17 protein-coding genes and 1 pseudogene are annotated in these 19531 nt (G+C 70.2%); 6 read left to right on the forward strand and 12 right to left on the reverse strand.

The annotated features are described in order from the left end of the window. Positions 1-65: 65 nt before the first annotated feature. The 6 genes from prcA to arc all read right to left on the reverse strand — a co-directional run bounded on the left by prcA (position 66) and on the right by arc (position 6148). Complete coding sequence (gene prcA / locus C1I93_RS16250; protein ID WP_111244137.1) at positions 66-899, reverse strand: proteasome subunit alpha; 834 nt, start codon at positions 897-899, stop codon at positions 66-68. Positions 900-960: 61 nt separating this feature from the next. Further along, on the reverse strand, positions 961-1800 hold the full coding sequence (gene prcB, locus C1I93_RS16255; RefSeq protein WP_181445195.1) for a proteasome subunit beta: 840 nt from the start codon (positions 1798-1800) through the stop codon (positions 961-963). Continuing rightward, on the reverse strand, positions 1719-2216 hold the full coding sequence (locus tag C1I93_RS16260) for an endonuclease VII domain-containing protein (protein WP_223256495.1): 498 nt from the start codon (positions 2214-2216) through the stop codon (positions 1719-1721). The genes prcB and C1I93_RS16260 overlap by 82 nt, the downstream gene beginning before the upstream one ends. Positions 2217-2237: 21 nt before the next feature. Then, complete coding sequence (locus tag C1I93_RS16265) at positions 2238-2453, reverse strand: ubiquitin-like protein Pup (RefSeq protein WP_013734319.1); 216 nt, start codon at positions 2451-2453, stop codon at positions 2238-2240. Positions 2454-2591: 138 nt separating this feature from the next. Then, positions 2592-4112: a depupylase/deamidase Dop gene (dop, locus tag C1I93_RS16270; protein WP_111244139.1), complete on the reverse strand. Its 1521-nt coding sequence runs from the start codon at positions 4110-4112 to the stop codon at positions 2592-2594. 254 nt (positions 4113-4366) lie between these two features. Beyond that, positions 4367-6148 (reverse strand): proteasome ATPase, encoded by a 1782-nt coding sequence (gene arc / locus C1I93_RS16275; protein WP_111244140.1) that lies wholly within the window; start codon positions 6146-6148, stop codon positions 4367-4369. Positions 6149-6326: 178 nt separating this feature from the next. Between arc and C1I93_RS16280 the strand changes: the two genes are divergently transcribed. Beyond that, positions 6327-6620: a ferredoxin gene (locus C1I93_RS16280; RefSeq protein WP_111244147.1), complete on the forward strand. Its 294-nt coding sequence runs from the start codon at positions 6327-6329 to the stop codon at positions 6618-6620. A 22-nt stretch (positions 6621-6642) separates the two neighbouring features. Here the strand turns inward: C1I93_RS16280 and C1I93_RS16285 are convergent, their stop codons facing one another. From C1I93_RS16285 to C1I93_RS16295, 3 genes are all read right to left on the reverse strand, one after another. Then, positions 6643-7215, reverse strand: coding sequence for a hypothetical protein (locus C1I93_RS16285; RefSeq protein ID WP_111244148.1), 573 nt, complete (start codon positions 7213-7215; stop codon positions 6643-6645). 72 nt (positions 7216-7287) lie between these two features. Then, on the reverse strand, positions 7288-8289 hold the full coding sequence (locus C1I93_RS16290) for a tRNA (adenine-N1)-methyltransferase (RefSeq protein WP_420811769.1): 1002 nt from the start codon (positions 8287-8289) through the stop codon (positions 7288-7290). 2 nt (positions 8290-8291) lie between these two features. Continuing rightward, on the reverse strand, positions 8292-9449 hold the full coding sequence (locus tag C1I93_RS16295) for a site-2 protease family protein (RefSeq protein ID WP_111244141.1): 1158 nt from the start codon (positions 9447-9449) through the stop codon (positions 8292-8294). 83 nt (positions 9450-9532) lie between these two features. Here C1I93_RS16295 and C1I93_RS16300 point away from each other — a divergent pair, with 83 nt between their 5' ends. The 5 genes from C1I93_RS16300 to C1I93_RS16320 all read left to right on the forward strand — a co-directional run bounded on the left by C1I93_RS16300 (position 9533) and on the right by C1I93_RS16320 (position 16015). Beyond that, complete coding sequence (locus C1I93_RS16300) at positions 9533-10438, forward strand: RecB family exonuclease (protein WP_111244150.1); 906 nt, start codon at positions 9533-9535, stop codon at positions 10436-10438. A gap of 76 nt (positions 10439-10514) precedes the next feature. Next, positions 10515-11705, forward strand: coding sequence for a sensor histidine kinase (locus C1I93_RS16305; protein ID WP_111244142.1), 1191 nt, complete (start codon positions 10515-10517; stop codon positions 11703-11705). Positions 11706-11731: 26 nt separating this feature from the next. Beyond that, positions 11732-12418 carry a response regulator gene (locus tag C1I93_RS16310; RefSeq protein WP_111244151.1) on the forward strand — a complete coding sequence of 229 codons (687 nt, stop codon included), beginning with the start codon at positions 11732-11734 and terminating at the stop codon, positions 12416-12418. A 280-nt stretch (positions 12419-12698) separates the two neighbouring features. Further along, positions 12699-13466, forward strand: a complete 768-nt coding sequence (locus C1I93_RS16315; protein WP_111244143.1) for an ABC transporter ATP-binding protein — start codon at positions 12699-12701, stop codon at positions 13464-13466. Further along, positions 13466-16015, forward strand: a complete 2550-nt coding sequence (locus C1I93_RS16320; protein WP_111244144.1) for an ABC transporter permease — start codon at positions 13466-13468, stop codon at positions 16013-16015. Before C1I93_RS16315 ends, C1I93_RS16320 begins: the two co-directional genes overlap by 1 nt. A 179-nt stretch (positions 16016-16194) precedes the next feature. Here the strand turns inward: C1I93_RS16320 and C1I93_RS16325 are convergent, their stop codons facing one another. The 3 genes and pseudogenes from C1I93_RS16325 to C1I93_RS16335 all read right to left on the reverse strand — a co-directional run. Beyond that, positions 16195-16842, reverse strand: coding sequence for an HAD family hydrolase (locus C1I93_RS16325; RefSeq protein WP_111244152.1), 648 nt, complete (start codon positions 16840-16842; stop codon positions 16195-16197). A gap of 145 nt (positions 16843-16987) precedes the next feature. Beyond that, a pseudogene (locus C1I93_RS16330) lies at positions 16988-17725 on the reverse strand (neutral zinc metallopeptidase); the annotation flags it as partial. Positions 17726-17970: 245 nt separating this feature from the next. Then, on the reverse strand, positions 17971-19531 hold a 1561-nt coding region (locus C1I93_RS16335; protein ID WP_111244153.1), incomplete at its 5' end, for a glycoside hydrolase family 43 protein.

Here is a 19531-nt window from a genome sequence, read left to right on the forward strand (position 1 = left end):
GGGTGGGGGTACGCGGCAGCCCCGGGTGGTGGCGGATGCCGCGGCCCGGGGCTGAGCGGAGTGGGTCAGGTGGTGGGTTTGTCGCCGGGCTTGTCTTCCAGGTCGGCGGAGCCGGCCGAGGTGGTCGGCTTGTGCGCCTCCTCGGTCGGCGTGGTCGGCGTCTTCTCCCGCCCCGCCTCGGGTCCGGACTCCTCCGCCGCGTCACCGTCGAGCAGCGCGGTCAGCGCCGCCCCGGTGATCCGCCGGAACGTACGCCCCACCCGGTTGCGGTCCAGCACCGCCACCTCCAGCTGGTTGGCGGCGATGGTCCTGGCCGCGCCGCCCTCACCACCGACGCTGCCCAGCGCCTGCACCGCCACCCGCACCGCCTCGCCGAGCGACATGTCCGGCCGATGATTCGACTTCAACACCCCGGCGATCGCGTCGGCCTGCCCACCCATCGCCATCCGACCAGGCTCGTCGGTCACCGAGCCGTCGTAGGTGTTGCGGTAAAGGGAATCCTCGTCCGGTGTGGCACCCACCTCGGCGACACAGATCTCCACCTCGAACGGCTTCGACTGCTCGGTGAAGATGGCACCGAGAGTCTGCGCGTACGCGTTGGCCAACCCCAGACCGGTGACGTCGCGCCGGTCGTAGCTCAGGCCGTTGAGATCCGCCATCCGCACGCCGGCCCGGCGCAGGTTCTCGAACTCGTTGTACCGGCCGACCGCGGCGAACCCGATCCGGTCGTAGATCTCACTGACCTTGTGCAGAGCGCTGGAAAGATTCTCCGCAACGAAAAGCACCCCACCGGCATAGCTCAGGACCACCGCGCTACGCCCCCGGGCGATGCCCTTGCGGGCCAGCTCGGAACGGTCGCGCATGATCTGTTCGGGCGAGGCGTAGAACTGCATGGCCACGGCGGCGGCTCTCCTTCGGGCGCGGTGCGGGAAAACTGCGGTTCAGTACGGGCGGGGCGGCTCAGCCGCCCGGGTTCTCCATCCGGCCGGCGACCACGCTCTCACCGAGCGCCGCCGTCTCCGCGTCGGTCAGCCGGTACGTGCCCTCCGCCGTCGCGGTCATCACCACCGGGAAGATCCGCCGGGTCAGGTCCGGCCCGCCGGTGGCGGTGTCGTCGTCGGCCGCGTCGTAGAGCGCCTCCATCGCCAACCGCACCGCGTCGTCCACGGACAGCCCGGCCCGGTACCGCTTCTTCAGCGCCGACTTGGCGAAGAGCGAACCGGAACCGATCGCGTCGTAGCCGGTCTCACCGTACGGGCCGCCGGTGACGTCGAAGCTGAAGATCCGCCCAGCCGTCGCCGGATCCTTCGCGGCCAGGTCGAAGCCGGCGAACAGCGGAATCACGGCCAGCCCCTGCATGGCCGCGCCGAGGTTGCCCCGGATCATCGAAGCGAGCCGGTTGGCCTTGCCGTCGAGCGAGAGCATCGCGCCCTCGATCTTCTCGTAGTGCTCCAGCTCCACCTGGAACAGCCGCATCAGCTCGATGCCGACCCCGGCGGTGCCGGCGATACCCACGAGCGAGTACGCGTCGGCCGGGTGCACCTTCTCGATGTCCCGCTGGGCGATCAGGTTACCCATGGTGGCCCGCCGGTCGCCGGCCATCACCACCCCGCCGGCAGCCGCGATGGCCACGATCGTGGTGGCGTGCGGAGCCAGATCGGCTGCCATCCCCGGGGGCAGCGCCCGGCGGCCGGGCAGCATCTCGGGGGCCACCTTGCTCAGAAACGAGGTGAAGGAGGACGTCCCCGCGTTGGTGAACACATCTGGTAGACGCCCGGATGGATCAAAACCCGCTGCCACGTGGTTCCTCTCAGGTACGTGATGGCCCGGGCCAGCCTCGTCGGACTGTCACGGAACTGGCCAAGACCACCGTTGCAGTTGAAGCAGAGTATCCCGCGCACCCATCCGGTGCGATGATCGTGGTCCACATGTTCCGGATCGGGGTCACCGCAGACCCCGCAGACCCCACCCTGCTCAGCCAGCAGCTCATCGGCCTCCTGCTGCCCGATGCCATACCGCCGCCGCAGGTGGTACTCCCGGTTACCGCCGTAGAGCCGTTGCTTGGTCTCTCGGGTGCGAGTGTTGTGGCAGGGCTTGCAGTAGCTCCCGCGACCACTGGGGCGCTTCTTGCTTGAGCAGAACTCCTCAAGCGCCTTCCACTCTCCGCAGTCACGGCAGCGGCGCTGGCCATCTTCGTCATCCAGAGAGCCTGGCATGTCCGTTTTGCTCCGCTATGTTCACTGACCTCCTTTTTGTACGTATCCCCTCACGAACTCCTCGGCGTTTTCTTCGAGGACGGAGTCGATCTCGTCGAGCAGGTCGTCGACGTCCTCGGTGATCTCGGCGTGCCGCTCGGCTACCTCTGGGTTCGCCTCGACGGTGACGTCCTCGACCTCTTCGCCCTGCCGGGACTTGCCCGACTGCGACTGACCGCCGCTGTCACGAGTGGCCATTGCTGCCTCCTCCACGATCTCCCTGCGATGAACTTACCTCGCGGGAGCGACGAAAAGCCCGCCGCGCGCCGGTCCGAAAACCACCGCGTGACGGGCCCACCTTCAGCCGGTCGACCGGTCAGGGTCTTCCGCAGTTCCTCATCGCTCCCCGGTAAGGGTCTCCAGCAGGTCCTTGGCGCTGGCGCAGCGATCGAAGAGCGCACCGACGTGCCGCTTGGTGCCGCGTTCCGGCTCCATCATCGGCACCCGCACCAGCGACTCCCGTCCGACGTCGAAAATGACCGAATCCCAACTGGCGGCGACCACCTCGGAGGCGTACTGGGCCAGGCAGCGGCCCCGGAAGTAGGCGCGGGTGTCCGCCGGCGGCTCGGTCATCGCCGTACGGCTCTCCTCGTCGGTCAGCAGCGTCTTCATCGACCCGCGGGAGACCAGTCGGTGGTAGAGCCCCTTCTCCGGCCGTACATCGGAGTACTGGAGGTCGACCAGTTGGAGCTTGTGCGAGCCCCAGCCCAGCTTCTCCCGGTCCCGGTAGCCCTCCAGCAGGCGCAGCTTGGCCACCCAGTCCAGTTCGTCGGCGCAGAGCATGGCGTCGCGGCCGAGCCGGTCCAGCACCGACTCCCACCGGTCCAGCACGTCGGCGGTCTGCTCGTCGACGTCGCTGCCGTAACGGTCGTCCACAAAGGCGCGCACCCGCTCCAGGTACGCCCACTGCACGTCCAGCGCGGTGAGTCGGCGCCCGTCGCGCAGCCGCATCCGGTGGGTCAGGGACGGGTCGTGGCTGACCGCGCGCAGCTCCCCGACCGGGTCGGCGATGCCGAGGTCGGGGCCGAGCGCCTTCTCCTCGATCATGGTGAGGATCAGCGCGGTGGTGCCCACCTTCAGGTAGGTGGAGATCTCCGAGAGGTTGGCGTCGCCGATGATGACGTGCAGCCGCCGGTACTTGTCGGCGTCGGCGTGCGGCTCGTCGCGGGTGTTGATGATCGGCCGTTTGAGGGTGGTCTCCAGGCCGACCTCGACCTCGAAGAAGTCGGCGCGCTGGGAGATCTGGAAGCCGCTCTGACCGCCGTCCTGGCCGATGCCGACCCGCCCGGCGCCGCAGACGATCTGCCGGGTCACGAAGAACGGCGTCAGGTACGCCACGATGTCCGCGAAGGGAGTCTGCCGGCGCATGAGGTAGTTCTCGTGCGCGCCGTAGCTGGCACCCTTGTTGTCGGTGTTGTTCTTGTAGAGGTGGATCGGTGCGGTGCCGGGAATGGTGCCGGCGCGGCGGGCCGCCTCCGCCATCACCCGCTCCCCCGCCTTGTCCCAGCGGACCACGTCGCGCGGGCTGGTCACCTCGGGGGTGGAGTATTCGGGGTGGGCGTGGTCGACGTAGAGCCGTGCCCCGTTGGTGAGGATCACGTTGGCCAGTCCGAGGTCCTCGTCGGCCAGCGCCTCGGCGGGGTCGTACGCGGTGCCGGAGTAGGTGAAGCCCCGGGCGTCGCGTAGTGGCGACTCCTCCTCGTAGTCCCAGCGGGCCCGGCCACCCCGATTGAGTTCCGGGCGGGCACCGTAGGCGTTCACCACCTGCGAGGAGGTGACCATCGGGTTGGCACCGGCCTGGCCGGGCACGGAGATGCCGTACTCGACCTCGGTACCCATGATCCGTCTTACGCTCATCGACCTACCCGCTCCCGCTTGCCCGACCGGTCCCCCGTCATGTCGAGAGTAGTCCGCGCCCCCGCCCACGGGGCCCTCCCGTGGACGGCGCGCCCCGCCACCACTCCGCGATCTTGCACTTTCGGTCGCGACATTTCGCGCATAATACCCGTAAGGGCGACCAAAACTGCAAGATCGACGCGACGAGGGACGCCGCGCGGGGATACGCGACGGGCCCGCGACGCGTGGCGTCACGGGCCCGGTGGTGCGTACGGTCAGAGGTACTGGCCGGTGTTGCTCGCGGTTTCGATGGAGCGGCCGGCTTCGGTGCCCTTGCCGCCGGAGACGAGCGTGCGGATGTAGACGATCCGTTCGCCCTTCTTGCCGGAGATCCGGGCCCAGTCGTCCGGGTTGGTGGTGTTGGGCAGGTCCTCGTTCTCGCGGAACTCGTCGACGCAGGCGTCGAGGAGGTGTTGCAGGCGCAATCCCTTGCGGCCGGAGGTGAGGAACTCCTTGATGGCCATCTTCTTGCCCCGGTCGACGATGTTCTGGATCATCGCGCCGGAGTTGAAGTCCTTGAAGTAGAGGACTTCCTTGTCGCCGTTGGCATAGGTGACCTCGAGGAAGCGGTTCTCCTCGGTCTCGGAGTACATCCGCAGGACCACCGCGTCGATCATGGCCGCGACGGTGGCCTGGGCGTCCTGACCGTGTTCGGCCAGGTCGTCCGCGGACAGCGGCAGCCCGGAGAGGATGTACTTGGAGAAGATGTCCTTGGCCGCCTCGGCGTCCGGACGCTCGATCTTGATCTTGACGTCGAGTCGGCCCGGGCGGAGGATCGCCGGGTCGATCATGTCTTCCCGGTTGGAGGCGCCGATGACGATGACGTTCTCCAGCCCCTCCACGCCGTCGATCTCGCTGAGCAGCTGCGGCACGATGGTGTTCTCCACGTCGGAGGAGACACCGGAGCCACGGGTCCGGAAGACCGAGTCCATCTCGTCGAAGAACACGATCACCGGAGTGCCTTCGCCGGCCTTCTCCCGAGCCCGCTGGAAGATCAGCCGGATGTGCCGCTCGGTCTCGCCGACGTACTTGTTGAGCAGCTCGGGGCCCTTGATGTTGAGGAAGAAGCTGGTGTGCTTCTCCTCGCCACGCCGTTCGGCGATCTTCTTCGCCAGCGAGTTGGCGACCGCCTTGGCGATCAAGGTCTTGCCGCAGCCCGGCGGCCCGTAGAGCAGGATGCCCTTCGGCGGGCGGAGCTGGTGCTCACGGAACAGCTCGGCGTGCAGGAACGGCAGTTCCACCGCGTCCCTGATCTGCTCGATCTGGGAGTGGAGGCCGCCGATGTCGGTGTAGTCGACGTCGGGCACCTCCTCCAGGACCAGCTCCTCGACCTCGCTCTTCGGGATCCGCTCGTAGGCGTACGCCGAGCGGGGCTCGATCATGAGCGAGTCGCCGGCCCGGATCGCACTGCCGATCAGGGTCTCGGCCAGGTGCACGATCCGTTCCTCGTCGGAGTGCGAGACCACGAGCGCCCGGTCGCCCGGTGCGCCGTCGGGACCCGCGAGGATCTCCTTGAGCATGACCACCTCGCCGACCCGCTCGTAGCCGAACGCGTCGACGATGTTGAGCGCGTCGTTGAGCAGGACCTCCTGGCCTCGCTGGAGCTCATCGGCCTCCAGCGAGGGAGATACGGCCACGCGCAGTTTGCGTCCGCCGGTGAAGACGTCCACCGTGCCGTCGTCGTGCTTGGCCAGGAAAACGCCGTAACCACTCGGTGGCTGGGCGAGCCGGTCGATCTCCTCCTTGAGCGTCACGATCTGCGCGCGAGCCTCCTTGAGGGTGCTCACGAGCCGTTCGTTGTTCTCGGTCAGCCGCGCCAACTGCGCCTGGGTGGCGGCCAGCCGCTCCTCGAGCTGCCGGACGTGTCGGGGGCTTTCGGTCAACTTGCGCCGCACCAGAGCGAGTTCCTCTTGAAGGAACGCGACCTGCGTGGAGAGATCGTGGGCCTCCTTCTCCCACCGTGCGGCGCGCGAGTCCGCGTCGTCGCTGCGTGCCACGTCCCACCTCCCCGGGGGGCTTGAACGTTCTGACCTAACACTAGCCGCTATGAGCCCGATTCGGTCCTCCGCAACGCGCCCGTCACCGAAGCTTGATCGCCACGGGTGGGTTGGTGGGCGGGTACGGGCATTCGGGTACCGTCGTGGCGTGGGACGGGAGAACATGGGGGGTGCGCCGGTGGCCGAGGTCGCGACCGATCAGTTGCAGGTCTGGGTGGACCAGGATCTCTGCACGGGCGACGGGCTGTGTGTGCAGTACGCGCCGGAGGTGTTCGAGTTCGACGTCGACGGCCTGGCGTACGTCAAGGGCCCCGACGGTGAGTTGCGGCAGGCGCCCGGCGAGCGGGTGGAGGTGCCGGAGCACCTGCGCCTCGAGGTGATCGACTCGGCGAAGGAATGTCCGGGCGAGTGCATCCACGTGGTCCGGGGCAGCGACGGCGTCGAGGTGGCCGGCCCGGAGGCCGAGGACTGAGCGGCGTCGCAGCGATCACCCGCTACAGCAGCGGGCGACCCACGACCGAGGCGACCAGCCGGGCGAACTCCTCCAGCCGGGCGATCTGGCCGGCACCGCCGTCGTCGAGGGTCTTGCCGAACCGCAACGCGTCGTGTCTCGGCGCGCCGGCGGTCTCCTCGCTGGGTGGGGTCTCGTCCAGTGAGGTCAGCAGCAGATAGACGTCGATGCTGTCGACCCGGATCTCGCCGTTGTCATGGCGGAACAGCCGGCGGCGGCAGCCGACCTCGGTGACCGAGGAGACCGGCACCACCCGCAGTGACGAGGTCATCGAGCCGGGCGGTCCCTCCCCCGCCGGCACGTCCTCGCCGTGCCACAGCACCAGCCGGCTGCCGTCGCAGACGACGACCTCCTGCCACACCCCGTTCACCTCGTTGACGAAGCGTTCCAGGGTGAAGCCGAGCACCGAGGCCCCCCGCAGCACGCCACCGAGCGCCTCCAGGGCGACGTCCGGGTCACGCAGGTAGGCGCGGGCCGCCGATTCGAGGTCGGTGTAGGGCGACCAGTCGGGAAAGACCGCGGGCAGGTCCCCACCGCCGAACCCGGGACGGCTCATGCCGTCACCGCCGAACACCACCGACCCGCCCGAAGGATCAGCCCGTTCACGCCCAGCCGCCCCAATCCGCCGTCACGGCCTGTCCGCCTCCCGCGTCGCGTCCGGTCGTGTCTCGTCGCCTGCCGCCTGCCGGGCCGCCTCCGCCTCGCGCAGCGCCTGCCGGCGTTGCGCGTACGCCTCGGTGCCCTTGCTGGGTTTGCGTCGGCGCGGCGGTGCGGTGACCCCGGGTGCGAGCTTACGCGCGGAGACGAGGAAGGCGGTGTGGGCGATCATGCGGTGGTCGGGGCGGACCGCCAGCCCTTCGGCGTGCCAGTCGCGTACCAGCGACTCCCAGGCCCGCGGCTCGGTCCAGCCGCCGCGCTCCCGCAACGCCTCCACCAGCTCGGACAGCTGTGGGGTGGTGGCCACGTAGCCGATGAACACCCCGCCGGGCAGCAGGGCGCGCTCGACCATGTCGAGGTTCTCCCATGGGGTGAGCATGTCCAGGATGATCCGGTCGAAACCGGTCTCCTCGCAGTCGGCGACGTCTCCGACGTGCAGCCGCCAGGCCGGGTGTGGCGCGTTGAAGAACGCCTCGACGTTGCGGCGGGCGATCTGGGCGAAGTCGTCGCGCAGCTCGTACGAGTGCAGTTCGCCTGTGGTGCCGACGGCGCGCAGCAGCGAGCAGCTCAGCGCGCCGGAGCCGGCACCGGCCTCCAGCACCTTGGCTCCGGGAAAGATGTCGCCCATGGCGACGATCTGCGCGGCGTCCTTGGGATAGATCACCTGGGCGCCGCGGGGCATGGAGAGCACGTAGTCCGACAGCAGCGGGCGCAGTGCCAGGAACGCGGTGCCGCCACCTGCGGTGCTGACCACGCTGCCGTCGGGCAGGCCGATCAGCGCGTCGTGGTGGAGGATGCCCCGGTGGGTGTGGAACTCCTTGCCCGGTTCCAGGGTGACCGTGTGCATCCGCCCCTTGGGGTCGGTCAGCTGCACCCGGTCGCCGGGCCGGAACGGCCCACGGCGCACGGCGGGCGCCGGTGGTGTGTCGGCGGGCACGTCGGTGTCCGCGGCGGCCGGGGTGGAGTGGGTCACGGTCACGTGTTCATCTTCCGGTGAGGTTCGAGCAGTTGCGCCAGATCCGCGATGTGCAGGATGCCGACCACATCTTCGCCTGCCGTCACGAGGTACTGCGCGCCCGGGTGCGCCTGTACGGTCTCCAGCACCCGTTCCCCCTGGGTGGCGACCGGCATCGTCGGCAGGTCGGCGACCGAGCGGGCGACCGCGTCGACGGCGAGCCAGGGTCGCCGGGCCGGCGGTACGGCCGCCGCGGCGGCCGGGTCGACCACGGCCACGGGTCGACCGGCGGAGTCGGTCACCAGCAGCGCGACGCTCTGGCTCGCCGTCGCCTCCGCCTCGTCGCCGCGTCGCTGTGCCTCCGCCAGCGGGGTGCCGGTGGGCACGGTGAGGGCCGGGCGCGCCAGTCGGGCCAGGTCGATCAGGGGAAGCCGGCGGTTGATCCGGGAGATCCTGATCGACTGTCCGGCGCCGTGCCAGAGGGTGAGCGCGACAAGCGCCGTCAGAGGCAGCGCCAGCAGGCTCAGCACGTCGATGGCGTAGAGCAGGGCGACCGCCAGCGCGGTGCCGACGGCGAGGGCGCGGCCCGCCCAGCCGGCCACCTCGGTGGCCCGGTGCCGGTCCCGGGTGAGCGTCCAGATCAGGGCGCGCAGCGCCCGTCCGCCGTCGAGCGGCAGCCCGGGCAGGATGTTGAACAGCGCGACGATGATGTTGCTGGCCGCCAGTTGGAAGGCGAGCTGGTCGGCCACGGTGCGATCGGGCAGGGCCAGCGTCGCGGCGACCGCGGCCACGCCGAGCACCGCGGAGACCGCCGGGCCGGCCAGTGAGACCAGCAGTTCCACCCGGGGTGTGGGGGCGTCCCGGTCCATCTCGGTGTATCCGCCGAGCAGTTCCAGGGTGATGCCCCGCACACCTATGTCGAAGTGGCGGGCGGTGAGGGCATGGCCGAGTTCGTGGGCCAGCACCGAGGCGAGCAGGGACACCACGAATCCGGCGCCGACCAGGTAGCCGCCGACCGGCGACAGCTGCAACCGCTGACCGGCAAGCTGGCCGTAGAGCACGGTGATCAGCAACGCGAGCAGCAGGATCGAGGCGTTGAGGTAGAGCGGCACCCCGAAGACCCGACCCACCTGGATGCCGGGGCGCCGGCCCGGCCGCGGTTGGCTGCTGCGCTCCATCGCACTGATGCTACGCGGCGGGAGATCACGTACCGGTGCGGCGGCGGCGCTGCTGTCACACCGGTGCCCTACTCTTCCGGGTCATGACGGCGGATCCGGTGATCAGTGAGCAGGTGCCGACCTCGACGCAGCTCCCGGCCACGGTGCGGGCCTCGTTGTCACCGTCGCGGGCCGCGGATTTCAAGACCTGCCCGCTGCTCTACCGGTTCCGCAGCATCGACAGGTTGCCCGAGCGGCCCACCGTCGAGCAGGCCCGGGGCACGCTTGTGCATGCCGTGCTGGAGCGGTTGTTCGACCTGCCGCCGGCCGGGCGCACCCCGGAGGCGGCCGGTGACCTGGTCGCCCCGCAGTGGGACCGGCTGGTCACCGAGCAGCCGGAGTTGGCCGGGTTGTTCGCCGACGGCGATCCGGCGGAGTTCCTGCGCTCGGCGGCGCCGCTGCTGGAGGGTTACTTCGCGGTGGAGGATCCGCGCCGGCTGGAGCCCGCCGAGCGGGAGGCGTTGATCTCCGCCGTGGTCGACGATGAGCTGTTGATCCGGGGCTACCTGGATCGGCTCGATGTGGCGCCGGACGGGGCGCTGCGGGTGGTGGACTACAAGACCGGCGGTGCGCCGCGGGAGGCGTTCGAGGCGCGGGCGTTGTTCCAGCTGAAGTTCTACGCGCTGGTGCTGTGGCGCACCAGGGGTGTGGTGCCCCGGGTGTTGCGGCTGCTCTATCTCAAGGACGCCGAGGTGTGCGACTACGCCCCCGACGCCGAGGAGTTGGTGCGCTTCGAGCGCACGGTGGTGGCGTTGTGGCGGGCGATCGAGCAGGCGACGGCGGCGCGTGATTTCCGACCCCGGCCGAGCCGGCTCTGCGACTGGTGCAGCCACCAGGCGCGGTGTCCCAGCTACGGCGGCACTCCCCCGCCGTTTCCGGAGCAGCCGGCGGCACCTGATCCGCTGCGCGACGCCCGGTCCCGTCCGGCGCAACCGGGTGCCGACGAGTGACCCTCCTCCCCAGGGATGAGGGTGGCTTCACCACCCAAGACGATCTTTCTCGGGTCAGGGCGGCTAGCGTCGGGGCGTGGGTACACCGCTGAGCAAGTGGCTGCGCCAGCGTCCGCTGGCCGGCGACGCGTTGCTGGCCGTCGGGCTGGTCCTGGGCGAGGTCGTGTTCACCCTGTTGACGCCGCGGGAGTTCTGGCCGCGGTCGCTGCCGGCGGCGCTGGGCTGGAGTCTGTTGTGCGCGGCACCGGTGGTGCTGCGTCGGTTGGCGCCGTGGCCGGCGGTGCTGGCCGCAGTGGCGACCCTGGTCCTGCCGGTCACGACCCAGGTGGCGCCGGCGTCGCAGAGCTTCACGTTCGTCGTGCTCACCTACACACTTGCCGCGTACCGTCCGGCGCGGCCGGCGGTGGTGGCCGCCGTGCTGCTGTGGGTGCCGGTGGCGCTGGTGAACACGCTGGTGCCGTCGGAGGTATTGCCGCAGGTCAGCGCGGCCTACCTGGTGGCGAACAACCTGCTGGTGGGAATCGTGTCGTTCTCGGTGGGGCGCACGGTGCACGCCCGCCGCTCCTCCACGGAGGCGCTGCGGGAGCGGGCCCGGATCGCCGAGGCCACCCAGCGTGCCCTGGCCGCGCAGGCGGTCGCGGACGAGCGGCGGCGCATCGCCCGGGAGCTGCACGACGTGGTGGCGCACCACGTCAGCGTGATGGGGGTGCTGGCCACCGGTGTGCGGCGGGTGCTGCGTCGTGACCCGGACGCCGCCGACGAGGCGATCGGCACCATCGAGGAGACCAGTCGCGCCACCCTGCGGGAGCTGCGTCGGCTGCTCGACGTGTTGCGTACCGAGGCGGAGCCGGCGGCCGAGTTGGCGCCGCAGCCGGGCATCGCCAGCATCGAGGCGCTCACCGAGCAGGTCCGCGAGGCGGGGCTGCCGGTGACGCTCGCGGTGCAGGGCACCCCGGGGTCGCTGGAGGAGGGTGAGGCGTTGACCGTGTACCGGATCGTGCAGGAGGCGTTGACGAACACGCTCAAGCATGCCGGCACGGCCACCGCGCAGGTGCGGGTGAGTTTCACCGGCGACGCCCTGGAGGTCGAGGTGACCGACACCGGCCGGGGACCGTCGCCGGGCACCGAGCGGGTCGGGCACGGCCTGGTCGGGATGCGGGAGCGGGTCGCCCTCTACGGTGGTGTCCTACGGACCGGCGCGCGGCCCGGCGGCGGCTACCGGGTGTACGCGCGGATTCCGGTCGAACCCCTGGCAGACGCCCGGTGAGGCGCCTGCGGACCTCGGAGGAGCAGATGGCGGACCCGACGGCGCCGACCCGACCGGTGCGCATCCTGCTCGCCGACGACCAGCCGCTGCTGCGTACCGGTTTCCGGATGGTGTTGGGCGCCGAGCCGGACCTGGACATCGTGGCCGAAGCCGGCGACGGGGTGGAGGCGGTGGACCTGTCCCGCCGGCTGCTGCCCGACGTCGTGCTGATGGACATCCGGATGCCCAGGATGGACGGCGTCACCGCCACCCGGGCCATCGTCGACGCCCGGCTGCCGGTGCGGGTGCTCATTCTGACCACCTTCGACCTGGACGAGTACGTGGTGGGCGCGCTACGGGCCGGCGCCAGTGGTTTCCTGGCCAAGGACGTGCCGGCCGAGGACCTGGTCACCGCGATCCACACGGTGGCCGGCGGTGACGCGGTGGTGGCCCCGCGGATCCTGCGTCGGCTGCTGGACCGCTTCGCCGACATGCTGCCGGACCCGGCGGCGGCGCCACCGAAGGCGCTCAGCACGCTCACCGACCGGGAGCGGGAGGTGCTGGTGCAGGTCGCCCGGGGCCTGTCCAACGCCGAGATCGCCCGGACGCTGTCGGTGAGCGAGACCACAATCAAAACCCACGTCGGGCATGTGCTGACCAAACTCGGGCTGCGGGACCGGGTACAGGCGGTGGTGCTGGCGTACGAGACGGGCCTGGTCCGACCAGGGGCGTAACGTGCCCGTTGCATCCGTCACGTACCGTGACGATCAACTGCGTAATGCGGTTGACCCTCCAGCAACGGGAGGGTTCAGGATCACCCGAGTCGACAGGTGACACCGGTCGACCGCCGTGGGTCGGGGACAACCCTGAGTCGGGGTCGGGGATACCCGCAGCCGGAATTCCGCTTCGGCTCCGCCCGGAGTCGGACGGATCGGCGTCGGGCAGCACAGATGATGGACTCGCGCCGGGCCAGCGGGGGCGGCGCGATTCGACAGCGACGGAGAGGTACGTGACGTGACCGCTACGACAGGCCAGCCGGCATCGGTGGCAGCCCGCGCGAGCGACGTGTGGAAGGTGTACGGCAGCGGCGAGGCGCAGGTCATCGCGCTGCGGGGGGTCAGCGCCGAGTTCGAGCGCGGCCGGTTCACGGCGATCATGGGGCCGTCCGGGTCCGGCAAGTCGACGCTGATGCACTGCCTGGCCGGTCTGGACACGGTGACGCGGGGGACGGTGCACGTCGGCGACACCACCGTCACCGGGCTGGGTGACGCCGGCCTGACGAAGTTGCGGCGGGACAAGGTCGGCTTCATCTTCCAGCAGTTCAACCTGCTGCCGACGCTGACGGCCAAGGAGAACATCCTGCTCCCACTGTCGATCGCCGGCCGCAAGGCGGACCCGGCCTGGTACGACGTGGTGATCGAGACGGTCGGGCTGCGGGACCGGCTGGACCACCGGCCGGCGCAGCTCTCCGGTGGTCAGCAGCAGCGGGTGGCGTGCGCCCGGGCGCTGGTCGCCCGGCCCGAGGTGATCTTCGCCGACGAGCCGACCGGCAACCTGGACTCGCGTTCCGGCGCGGAGGTGCTGAACTTCCTGCGTAACTCGGTGCGGGAGCACGGCCAGACCATCGTGATGGTGACCCACGACCCGACGGCCGCCGCGTACGCCGATCGGGTGGTCTTCCTCGCCGACGGGCAGATCGTCTCGGAGTTGATCGAGCCGACCGCCGAGACGGTGCTGGACACGATGAAGAAGCTGGACACGCCCGCCGAGGTGGCCGGCTGATGTTCCGGGCGACTCTGAAGAGCCTGCTGGCCCGCAAGGTCCGGCTGGTGCTGTCCGGCCTGGCGGTGGTGCTGGGCGTCACGTTCGTCTCCGGTGCCTTCGTGCTCACCGACACCCTCGGCCGTTCCTTCGATTCGCTGTTCGCCGACGCGTACGCCGAGGTCGACGTCAACGTGGCGGCCAAGCCGAAGCTCGAGGTCGGCGAGATGGAGGGCCAGCAGATTTCCGGGCCCTTCCCGGCCACCGCGCTGGAGACGGTGCGGGCGGTGGACGGGGTGGCCGAGGCCACCGGTGTGGTCTCCACCGACGGGGCACGGCTGATCGGCAGCAACGGTAAGGCGGTCACCTCCTTCGGCGCGCCGCAGCTCGGCGGCAACTGGACCGGCGAGAGCGACCTGGTGCAGTTGCGGGAGGGCCGCGCGCCGCAGGCAGACAACGAGATCGTGATCAACAAGGGGTTGGCGGACGCCGGCAAGGTGGCGCTCGGTGACCGGGTGGGCGTGCTGACCCTGGAGCCGCGCCAGGACTTCACCATCGTCGGCATCTTCGGTTACAGCGGTGACCGGGACTCCCTCGGCGGCGTCAACGAGGTCATGTTCACCACGCCGGTGGCGCAGCAGCTGATGTTGGGTGAGCCGGATGTCTACAACAGCATCGTGGTGACCGCCGCCGACGGCGTCTCCGCCGAGGGGTTGCGGGACTCGGTGGCCGCGGCGGTGGGCGACGGCTACGTGGTGAAGACCGGTGAGCAGCTCTCCGCCGACGCGGCCGCGGGGCTGAAGGAGGGGCTGGCCTTCTTCAACCGGATCCTGCTGGGCTTCGCCGCGGTGGCGTTGCTGGTCGGCACGTTCCTGATCCTCAACACGTTCTCGATCATCGTGGCGCAGCGCACCCGGGAACTGGCGTTGCTGCGGGCGGTCGGGGCCAGCGGTAAGCAGATCATCGGTTCGGTGGTGCTGGAGGCCATCGCCGTCGGGCTGATCGCCTCGGTGTTCGGCCTGGCCGCCGGCATCGGCATCGGCGCGCTGCTGGCGTACCTGTTCGGCAACCTCGCCGGTGGGCTGGTCCTGGCCGGGGTCGCGGTGCCCGCCGCGGCGGTCATCGGCGCGTTCGGCGTCGGCCTGGTGATCACCGTGCTGGCGGCGCTGCTGCCGGCGCTGCGTGCCGCCCGGATCCCACCGATCGCGGCGATGCAGGACGTGGCCACGCCCGACCGGCCGCTGACCAAGATCACCGTCGCCGGGGCGCTGGTGACCGCCGTCGGGGCCACCCTGCTCTTCCTCGGTCTGGGCGGGCACGCGGGCGGTAACACCCTGGCCACCATCCTCGGCGGCGTGCTGTTCTCGTTCATCGGGGTGGCCCTGCTGACGCCGCTGATCAGCAAGCCGGTGGTGGCGGCGCTCGGTGCGGTCTTCGCCGGTTGGGTGCCGGGCAAGCTGGGCCGGCTCAACTCCGGCCGCAACCCGCGCCGTACCGCGATCACCGCCGCCGCGCTGATGGTCGGTATCGCGCTGGTCACCGGCATCACGGTGATCCTCGACTCGGCCAAGAGCAGCATCACCGGGCTGATCCAGGACAACGTCAAGGCGGAGTTGGTCATCGCCGGGGTGCAGAGCGGACCCCGACCGCCGACCTTCGACCCGGCGGTGCTGACCGAGACCAAGGCGATCCCCGGGGTCCGCATGGTCGACGGCCAGTACGTGGACCAGGCGCTGGTGGGCGACGAACGCGCCTGGGTGGGCGCGGTCACCGAGCCGGCCGCGATGCGGCAGATCTACGGCGCCGAGGCCACCGCCGGCGACATCGACCGGTTGGCACCCGGCCAGATGATGATCAGCTCGGACACGGCGGAGTCGCGCGGGCTGTCGGTCGGTTCGACGGTGCCTGTGCAGTTCGCCCGGGGCGACGCGCAGACGTACACCGTCACCGGCATCTACGAGAGTTCGCCGATCCTGGGCCCGGTTATGCTGCCGGCCGACGCCGCCCGCAACTTCAGCGTCACCCAGCCGAGCCAGGCCTTCATCCAGCTCGAAGCCGGCACCAGCGTCAGCGACGTGCTGCCGCGGATCGAGGCGCTGCTGGCGGACAGCCCGGAGGTGTCGGTCGCCGATCGGGAGGCGTTCCTGGAGGAGCAGACCGGTCAGCTCGACGGGCTGCTCCAGATGATCCAGATCCTGCTGGCCCTGGCCATCGTGATCGCCGTGCTCGGCATCATCAACACCCTTGCCCTGTCGGTGTTGGAGCGGACCCGTGAGCTGGGCCTGCTGCGCGCCATCGGCCTGCGCCGGTCGCAGACCATGGGCATGATCACCGTGGAGGCCGTGGTCATCTCGGTGTTCGGCGCGCTGCTCGGCGTGGTCGTCGGCAGCGGTCTGGGTGCCGCGGTGGTCGAGGCGCTCAAGGACGAGGGGATCACCGAGCTGGTGCTGCCCTGGGGCCAGATGGGGGTCTTCCTCGGCCTGGCCGCGCTGATCGGGGTGATCGCCGCGGTCCTGCCGGCGATCCGCGCCGCCCGCATCAACGTCCTCGGCGCCATCGCCCACGACTGAGGTGCAAGGAGGGGCCCCCTTTTAACGCCTAGCGTAGTAAAGGGGGCCCTTCTTAACACCCAACGGCGAGCACCCGGCGGTCACAGGCGGGGATGCTCCGACCCAGGCGAACGGGCCAGCCAAGCGCACAGGCCAGCCAAGCGCACAGGCCAGCCAGACGCACGGGCCGGCCGGGGTGGTCAGGCGGGGGTGCGGGGCAGCAGGCCGGCCAGCAGCTCCAGATCCACGGCGAGCAGGCTCTCCAGTTGGTGGACCCCGGCGCGGGGGGTGAGCGGCACCTCCGCCGGTACGGCCAGCACCGCGGCTCCGGCCGCCGCCGCGCTGGCCACGCCGGTCGGTGAGTCCTCGATCGCCACGCAACGCTCGATCGGCACTCCGAGCAGCCGGGCGGCGGTGAGGTAGGGCTCCGGGTGCGGCTTGGTCGAGTCGACCTCGTCGCCGCAGACCACCACGTCGAAGCTGTCCCGGCCCAGGGTGTCCAGGGCGATCTCGACAAGGGCCCGGCCGCTGGAGGTGACCAGGGCGGTCGGGATCCGCGCCTGCCGTACTGCGCCGAGCAACGCCAGCGCACCGGGTCGCCACTGCAACCCGGTGCGGAACAGCTCCAGGATCCGGGTGTTGACCCAGTCGGCGCTGGCCTCGGGGTCACGGTGCGGCTGACCCAGGTCGTCGTGCAGGATGCGCATCGAGTCGGCCATGGCGGTGCCGACGATGGCGCGGCGGGCGGCAGCGGAGAGGGTGCCACCGTACGTCTGCGCGAGTTCGGCCAACGCGACGTCCCAGAGCCGTTCGCTGTCGACGAGTGTGCCGTCCATGTCGAACAGCACGGCGGCGGGATGGTGGCGGGTCACCGGGTCCTCCTCGGCTGGCGGTGGCGACCTTGCTGATCGGCCGGGCACCTACGGGTACCCGGCCGATCCTGTCAGCCGGGCCGCGGCCGGCACCGGCCGGCGTCGACCGCAGTGACCTCCGTCAACTGAGACCGCAGGCGGACAGCGACCGCTCGTAGCCACGGAAGAACGCCTCGGAGCGCTGCTCGGGCGTGCCGTGCGAGCCCTCGGCGAACCACGGCTGGCCGGGGTCGTCGCCGACGGCCAACAGCCCCTCGTTGAACTCGTCGAGATCACCGTCGTCGAGGGTGAGGCGCCCGGAGCGCACCGAGTCGCCGAGGTACGCCCCGGCCATGCAGTCGGCCTGCAACTCCTGCTGGATGGTGAAGTTGTAGCTGATGCCGAGCCGGGTCTGCACGCCGTGGGCGTACTCGTGACCGAGCAGGTAGAACACGAACGCGTCGCCGATCTGCCGGAACGCCCCGAAGGACCAGTTGATGTCGTACGCGATGTAGTCGCTCACGGTGCAGTAGACCGCGTTGTTGCGGGGTACCTCCTGCCCGCCGCAGGAGATCTCGCCGTCCCGCTGGTACGGGATGACCTGCCGGATCGGGCGGAACGACGAGCCTTCGAACTGCTCCTTCCAGTACTGTTCGGCGAGCCGCTGGGCGTCGGCCATGTCCTGCCGGAACTCCTCGACGGTGTCGGTGCCGTCGGCCCGGGTCACCTCGCCGCTCGGCGACGCCGGCTGCCGGGGCTCAGTCGGCGCCGCCGGGGTGTCGACCGGCTCCACCATGCAGGCGGCCGCCGCCACCAGCGCCACCGCCAGGCCGGCTAGCCTCCCCTGCCGCTGCCCTCCGCCACCTGCCGCCACCGCATCCTCCCGCCTCGACGCTGCCGGACCAGTACCCCGGCGGTACGACCGTCACGCCCGTTGTCGTCTGCTACGGGCTACCGCGCCAACCGGTTCAGACGAGGGCCCATCGGTAGGGTGGCAATCGCGTGCGGCCGGCCGTGCCCGGATCAGCGGGGCGGCTCCCGGCGGGTCCAGGTGCGCGGTGGCGCCCAGCACCGACACCGGCCAGGTCGCGATGATCCTGGCCGGTGCCGACTCGCCCGGTCCTACTACGGCGTGGTGATGTCGAACCGGTCGACGGTGACCGAGCCACCCAGGGCCGAGGTGGCGTAGTTGAAGATCCCGAACCGGTACGCCATGAAGAACTGCCAGGCATGGTTGAGCGTGAACGCCGGTCCGAGGCTGACGAAGTTACTGCCGTCGGTGCTGTACGAGAAGCGGGCCTGACGGCCTGAGCCAGGTCTGACGTCGGCGTTGACGCGCAGCCAGATCCGCCCGCCGGAAACGGCCGCACTGGCTTGCTCACTGCCGGTGCCGGTGGTCTGCCAACTGGAGTTCATGGTCAGGCCGTTGGTCATCACCACCCGGGTGGCGCCGTTGTCACGCCGAACACCGATCCAGGCCGAGGAGTCCCGCAGCATCGCCAGTCCGGCCCGGTCCCCGTTGGCCATGCCGGAATAGTTCAGCTCGATGGTGGCGGTCGACGAGGGACCCTGGATGCGGTGGGTCAGGGTGTTCCGGGCCTGGTACAGGTCGTTGGTGACGGTGGCGGTCTGCAATCGCAGGCCGTTGTTGACCGACCAACGGGCGTTGTCCGGGTTGTGGTTCCACTCGTACTGCGGACCCAGCGTGCTGCCGGCGAAGGTGTCCGATCCGATCATCGGTTTGACCTGCCGGGGCGGTCGGGGCACGTTCGGGTACGGGTAGGTCGCGCCCCACCGGCCGTTGACGGTCTGCAGCACCGGCCAGTCCCCCACCCAGTTGATCGGCGCCAGGGTGGGGATGCGTCCGCCGGGATACGCGTCGAGGAAGGCCATGTAGTACCACTGACCGTTCTGGGTCTCCACCATGCCGCCCTGGTGCGGCACCGAACCCGGTTCGCCGGTGATCGGGCCGGGCAGGTTCAGCAGCACCTCCCGGTGTTCGTACGGGCCGAACGGGCTGCGCGAGCGCAGCACGTACTGGCCGTTGGCCGGTTTGGTGAGCCAGATGTAGTAGTACCCGTTGCGCTTGTAGAACCGGGCCCCCTCGATGTAGCCGATGTTCGACGGCGATGTCCACACCTGCTGCGCGCGGACCTGCGACAAACCGTCGGCGGAAAGCTGCGCCACGCTGATGTTGGTGCTGCCGTAGGCGACATACATGGTGTCGTTGTCGTCGATCAACAGACCGGAGTCGTAGTAGCAGTTGTTGATCCGCGACCGTTTCGTCCACGGGCCCTCCACAGTGGTGGCCGTGTAGACGTAGCTGCGGTTGAACTCGGTGCAGCCGATCCAGTAGAACGTCTGGTTGCTGGGCCGGTAGTTGAATGCCGACGCCCAGATTCCCTTCACGTATGCCCGCCCGCCGGAGAGGTTGTACGCGGCCGAGTCGAAGTCCAGATTCGGCACCGAGTGCCCGGCGAACTCCCAGTTGACCAGGTCGTACGAGCGCAGGATCGGTGCGCCCGGCGAGTAGTGCATCGACGAGGCCGAGTAGTAGTACACATCCCCGACCCGGATGATGTCGATGTCGGCGAAGTCCTGCCAGAGCACCGGATTGCTGAACGACGCCGATGGCGGCCACGGCCCCGAGGTGGGCGGCGGGGAGGTCGGCGACGTGGTCGGGGAC

The sequence above is a fragment of the Micromonospora endophytica genome (assembly GCF_003236305.1).
GTDB classification, from domain to species: Bacteria; Actinomycetota; Actinomycetes; order Mycobacteriales; family Micromonosporaceae; genus Micromonospora; species Micromonospora endophytica.

Bases quoted from the DNA above. Each gene is read 5' to 3' on its own strand.
- C1I93_RS16300 (WP_111244150.1), top strand. From the start codon at position 9,533: ATGACGGCGGATCCGGTGATCAGTGAGCAGGTGCCGACCTCGACGCAG.
- dop (WP_111244139.1), bottom strand. From the start codon at position 4,112: ATGAGCGTAAGACGGATCATGGGTACCGAGGTCGAGTACGGCATCTCC.
- C1I93_RS16265 (WP_013734319.1), bottom strand. From the start codon at position 2,453: ATGGCCACTCGTGACAGCGGCGGTCAGTCGCAGTCGGGCAAGTCCCGG.
- C1I93_RS16285 (WP_111244148.1), bottom strand. From the start codon at position 7,215: ATGAGCCGTCCCGGGTTCGGCGGTGGGGACCTGCCCGCGGTCTTTCCC.
- C1I93_RS16260 (WP_223256495.1), bottom strand. From the start codon at position 2,216: ATGCCAGGCTCTCTGGATGACGAAGATGGCCAGCGCCGCTGCCGTGAC.
- C1I93_RS16310 (WP_111244151.1), top strand. From the start codon at position 11,732: ATGGCGGACCCGACGGCGCCGACCCGACCGGTGCGCATCCTGCTCGCC.
- C1I93_RS16295 (WP_111244141.1), bottom strand. From the start codon at position 9,449: ATGGAGCGCAGCAGCCAACCGCGGCCGGGCCGGCGCCCCGGCATCCAG.
- C1I93_RS16320 (WP_111244144.1), top strand. From the start codon at position 13,466: ATGTTCCGGGCGACTCTGAAGAGCCTGCTGGCCCGCAAGGTCCGGCTG.